Here is a 5,077-nt window from a genome sequence, read left to right as displayed (position 1 = left end):
GCTCATCTACCGTAGAACCAAGAACCTTCGCGCAGTGCAATTGCTGCTGGGCCACACGAAGCTGGAGAGCACGGTTCGCCACCTCGGTATCGAAGTCGACGACGCGCTTGAGATGGCAGAGCAGACCGAAGTGTGACAAACCTCTGGCCGGCGAGGGGAGCGCTTGCCGGCCAGCTTCTGCCGCTCAATCCTCATGCATCCACTGGCCGAAGTTCCGTCAAAGCGGACAACCGCCGAAGATAGGCGAAGAGCTCTCTGGCCCAGTCCTGCTTGCCTCAAACATTGAGGTTTCTCCTACGGCGAAATTTTCGTAAGAGAGTGTCTGACAACAACAACGCTTCTGGCATCCTCGGGGTGCTCGGCGCGCAGGTTCCACAGTACCCTCAAGAGAGCCTCCTCACATCGGGGCAGAGGTAGTACTGTGGCTTTCAAGCGAGCTTGCCTGGCGCAAGGGCGACAATCAGTGGAGCGTCATGGAACGAACTCAGGATGCCTGACGCCCGATCGCGATCACGCTCGGCCATCCGTCTGCAACTTCAATGCGCGGAAGGACGCCCGAAGCAATGCTCCGCCTAACCGCAACCTTCAGCTTGGCAACATCCCAACGTCCCTGCTCGATGGCGCCTAGAGCATCGCCAGTGACTGCGAATCGCCCACCACAGGCAGCACAGCGATAGATGCGGCTACCACGCCCGCGATCTCGTTGGTCGACCCAGCGTCGCGCAAGAACGGCGCATAGTAAGCAAGGGACGGCTTCGGTCGTACTCATAGTCTGCCCCCCCGGTCGATTGCCCAACCCGCCAGATCGCGGGCCTAGAGAGTTGCCGCATATTCCCCACAGCATTCGGAATGCGCCACTGCAAGAGCGTGCCTTGTGGAATGCACGCCTCATTCCCCACCTTGATGGCCAGTGCACAGAGTGGGAAGGCATGCCAGCATGCGCAATACCCCGGAGGCGAGCCACCCCTAATATGCTTCTGTTCGCAGTCGCCATGCGCTCCAGAGTTCAGGGGGCAGCATCAGGAACGACAGGATAGAAATAGCCAATCCTGTGGGCGCCTCGTGATGTCCCCGCAGTCGCCAGCGGCATTGCCCTAAGTTTCATTTAAGAAACGTGCCCTGACGAGGTAGAACTGTTTGCGACACAACAGAACCATTTCACGCGACGACTCAGCATGTCGTTGTCCCCGCTTTGGGGGTAATCCCGGCAACGAGCCCCTTTCCAATCCCGCCGTACAGAGTCATCCTTATGGCCAATGCCGCGCACTAGTTCCATTGTGTAGCTTCTTCATACAACCCGCCGATGAGTGCCGGGGCAAGTGAATAACGAGATCAAAGCTCTGACTGAGCGTTGAGGCATATGGCCTCTTGGGGCGAGTCTCCACATTCAGAGCCACGCACCGGCGAGCTGTACCTTTCATTCACCCGGGTTTCTCTTGGCCGAACTCTTCCTTGGTCATTTGCATTGTTGTCATGGCATCGACAGATTCCAAAATGCTGTGACGGCTTTTGGCCTCTAGCCTCTGTCGAGGCGGAACGCCTCGCTCGCGTCTGTGCGGTTCCCGCCCAAGGGACTTAGCGCGCTCAGGCGCGCCCAGGACAATTCGCTGGGCCCAGGCCGCCGCTAGCGCTGTCGCTGCTTTACTCGTGGAGCGATAGCGGCCAATGTGGTGGCATTCCACCGCTTCCGATTCGGCACACTAACTCTGCACGCCATCCTGCGCGAGGATCCGGCAATATTGGGAGGCCCAGTAACTGGGGCGCCTAAGGGGACGGCTCCTCCATTCTGGTCGCCACCATCAAACGGACAACAGGCGCACTAGGCTGTTTGCATGATGGGCTCTGGCGCTCTGGTGCGCTACGCTGGCAGTACAGATCACACCACTGAAGCCGGGGGGACTATCATGGGTGAGCGGTATCCACGCGAGCGACACGCGGCGGCTGGCCTTGCGCTGTGCGAGGCGCCGGCACAAGACATAGAAGTTGCATCAGTGCCATCGCGGCAGACACAGCAACCCAGGAGGACATCCGCCGCGCATTCCGGCACTTCCGACCTGTATTTCATTACTGGCCGCCGGGAGCCGCCTGCCGCAATGAGACAGCTGACGGGAGCGGACGATCCGATGCTGGGTTGCCTGCTATTGCTGAACCGGGCCTTGCAACGGCCTGTACCGTCCGCTGTACTACTCGAAGGGCTGCCGCTGGAAGGACAGGGCCTGACGTTTCCGCTCCTCTGCGCCGCGGCGACACGCGCCGGCTTGTCGACCCGGCTGGTAGAGCGGGAGCTTGACGATATCGCGGACACCTCGTTGCCGGTCATCCTGTTGCTGGGCAAGAACCGACCGTGCGTTCTGCTTCAGCGCTGCGAACACGGGCGGTTTTTGGTCGCCTTGCCAGGTTGGGACGGCGGGGTGCAGGAGGTTAGTCGCGAGGACTTGCTGTCCCAGCACAGGGGGCACGCTATTTTCGCACTGCCCGGATTACGGCCTGAAGTGTCGACAGAAATCGTCCAGCCGTGCCCGTCGCCGGGTGCCGTTCTGCGGCAGTCATGGTTGCGCCATTGCGAGCGGCTGCTTGCCTCGTCGCTCAGCGCACTATGCCGGCGCCGCAGGCACCCGGCTGAAGATGTGGTCCGCGACGGTGGCTAGAAGCCGGGCGCTTCGATGCATTCTAGCCTGCTGGAGCCAGCCAACCCGGCGTGGCGCACAACACTGGCGCGCTGCCACCATGACTGCCACCACACGCCCGGCTGGTACGCCGCTGCGCAGTGCATCGACCACGGCAGCGCCGCTGCCGTCCGCGTTACTGACGGCACTCATATATTGCTGGTTCCCTTGGTGCGCCGCGCGATTTCCCGCGGCACCTGGGACGCAACCACGGCCTATGGCTACGGTGGCCCGGTACTGAGCGCCGGGGCACCGGCGCAATTTGCCGACGAAGCACTGGCCACTGCCACGGCTCTGCTGCGCGAGCGTGGTTGTATCTCCTGGTTTATCCGCCTGCATCCGCTGCTCAATGCAGGCTGGGACAGCCCTCTGGGACGCGTGGTCAACCATGGCACGACCGTTTCGATCGACCTGTCCAAAAGCGCAGATCGACTGTGGCAGGAAACGCAGAAGCGCCACAAGGAAGGCATTAGCCGCGCTCGGCGCGCGGGCGTTACTGCGCGGCTGGACCGGGACTTCGCCACGCTGCCGCGCTTCATCGAGCTGTACAACTGGACCATGAGACGGTTGGGTGCCGCGCCTTACTACTTCTTCCACGCGATGCACTACCAGATGCTGGTACGTGCGCTCGGCGGCGATCTGCTGCTGTTCGTAGCCGAACAGGCCGACACGGTGATCGGCGGGGCTTTGGTCACCGTAGCCCGCGGCACCGGCATCATGCAGTATCACTTGGCCGGATGGGACCGGGCGTATCACCATTACCAGCCCACCAAGACGGTTATCCACTCCGCACGCGAGTGGGGCCGCGTCAACGGCCTGCGCTACCTTCACTTAGGCGGCGGCCTGGGCGGCTCGGCCAGCGACTCGCTGCACGAATTCAAACGGGGCTTTTCGCCCGACACGCATGTGTATCGGACCCAGCGCCTGGTGGTCGATCCCGACCGCTATGTGGAGTTGTGTGGCGGTGACGAATCAACGCTGGAGGATCTGGACAGCTACTTCCCCGCCTACCGCGGCCCGGGGGCGCGTCTCGGCCGCCGCGCCGCACCGGTACAGGCCGGGCGCTCCTAGATGTTGCGCGTCGCCTTGGCTGGCACATATAACCGACCTAAAAAAGCGAGGCCGGGAATGCTCGTGTGGGCAGGCTCCTCCCGGCCTCACAAGACATTGCTCGGACTTGCCACACTTGGTAGCCATGTGCCCCCGCGCGCTACTGGCTTGACGCAGTGCGTAGCTGCGCTGTCGCTTCCCGCGCTGCGTTCGCCGCCGGGGGCTGCGACGTCCAACGGTTGGAGGCCGCTGGCCAATTGAAACGGAAAGCGTCGGACGTGAAACGTTCGAAACGCAAGATGAAGCTCTCGCCGCCGGAACCGAACGCGCCAAGGAGAAGCAGGTCGAGTTGCTGGTCCATGCCCTCGACGGGAAGGTCCTTGAGCGCAACTCCTTCGGCAACGGGCCACGCAACGTCAAGGGTGAGGTTTTCCGTCGCCCTGACCGGCGGCGGCTGGCTGCGTGTTACGTTGTTCCCACTTCCGCCGTTCCGCGGCTCTCCTCACCGAAGCGGATTCCCAGTTCCACCTGCTCATGGATGACGGAAACCTGACAAAGAGGGCCGAGATGCCAAGTTGCTACGGCAAGGCAGCGTAAAAAAAAGGGCATTTGCCGATGCCGCTGCAAAGGGATATTGGGTGGCCGCGGCGCACATCTCTTTTCCTAGTCTGGGGCATATCCATCGTGATGGGAAAGCATATAGCTGGGTACCCACCAACTACGGCAGCGGTCTCTAACTCAAGAGGTGTGTCCAAAACAGATTTTTCCTTTCCACGAATATAGAAAAGGAGGCTTCAAAGGGAGCCTCTTTTTTCGATCACGAAGGACTTGATGTAGAAATAGCGGAGCAAACTGACGTGTGACAACCTGACAGCCGGCGAGCGGTCGCTTGCCGGCCAAGAACCGTCATTCCATGGACGACATACGAACGATCGAGATGGGTCGAAGAGCGTCCGTTTTCACCGCCACGCCCAGGCATGCGTTAGCGCCTGCCCGCGGAAAATGAACCGCCGCCCTGTACCCTAAGTACGAACAGCGTCGAACTGCGGCAGGGATGACGTTGCCAGTAGCAGTCCAGCCTGCACCTGATCAGACTCCGGCGCCAGGGGCAACTTGAATGGCCGGGCGCATGGAGGTGCTGGGCGCCCGGGGCGCCGGCCGAAGTACTCGCTAGACGAGGCCACCAGAGAACTTCCGAAGGAGAGCAAACTAGATCTCCCTTGGCTCGCAAGGAGACGATCATGGAGACGTCAAATCCCGCGGTCCCGCACAGGCCCCTGGAACAAGGGTAAGGTCACCGGACAAAAGCCGCCGCTGAAGCTCTGCGAGATCTGGGCGATTCGTACAAGGCTACAGATGTC

3 protein-coding genes are annotated in these 5,077 nt (G+C 61.5%); all 3 read left to right on the top strand.

From position 1 onward, the window contains the following. Window positions 1-2,093 precede the first annotated feature (2,093 nt). The 3 genes from AC3WRI_RS32725 (at window position 2,094) to AC3WRI_RS32715 (ending at window position 4,269) form a co-directional block, all read left to right on the top strand. On the top strand, window positions 2,094-2,648 hold the full coding sequence (locus AC3WRI_RS32725; protein WP_041687970.1) for a cysteine peptidase family C39 domain-containing protein: 555 nt from the start codon (window positions 2,094-2,096) through the stop codon (window positions 2,646-2,648). Between the two features lie 15 nt (window positions 2,649-2,663). Further along, the gene (locus AC3WRI_RS32720) at window positions 2,664-3,737 is read left to right on the top strand and encodes a GNAT family N-acetyltransferase (RefSeq protein WP_492294992.1); all 1,074 of its coding nucleotides are present in this window, start codon (window positions 2,664-2,666) and stop codon (window positions 3,735-3,737) included. A 163-nt stretch (window positions 3,738-3,900) separates the two neighbouring features. Then, the gene (locus AC3WRI_RS32715) at window positions 3,901-4,269 is read left to right on the top strand and encodes a DUF2188 domain-containing protein (protein ID WP_492294994.1); all 369 of its coding nucleotides are present in this window, start codon (window positions 3,901-3,903) and stop codon (window positions 4,267-4,269) included. The last annotated feature ends 808 nt before the right edge of the window (window positions 4,270-5,077 follow it).

The sequence above is a fragment of the Cupriavidus sp. FW305-27 genome (assembly GCF_058787995.1).
This window is presented reverse-complemented; position numbering and strand designations above follow the sequence as displayed.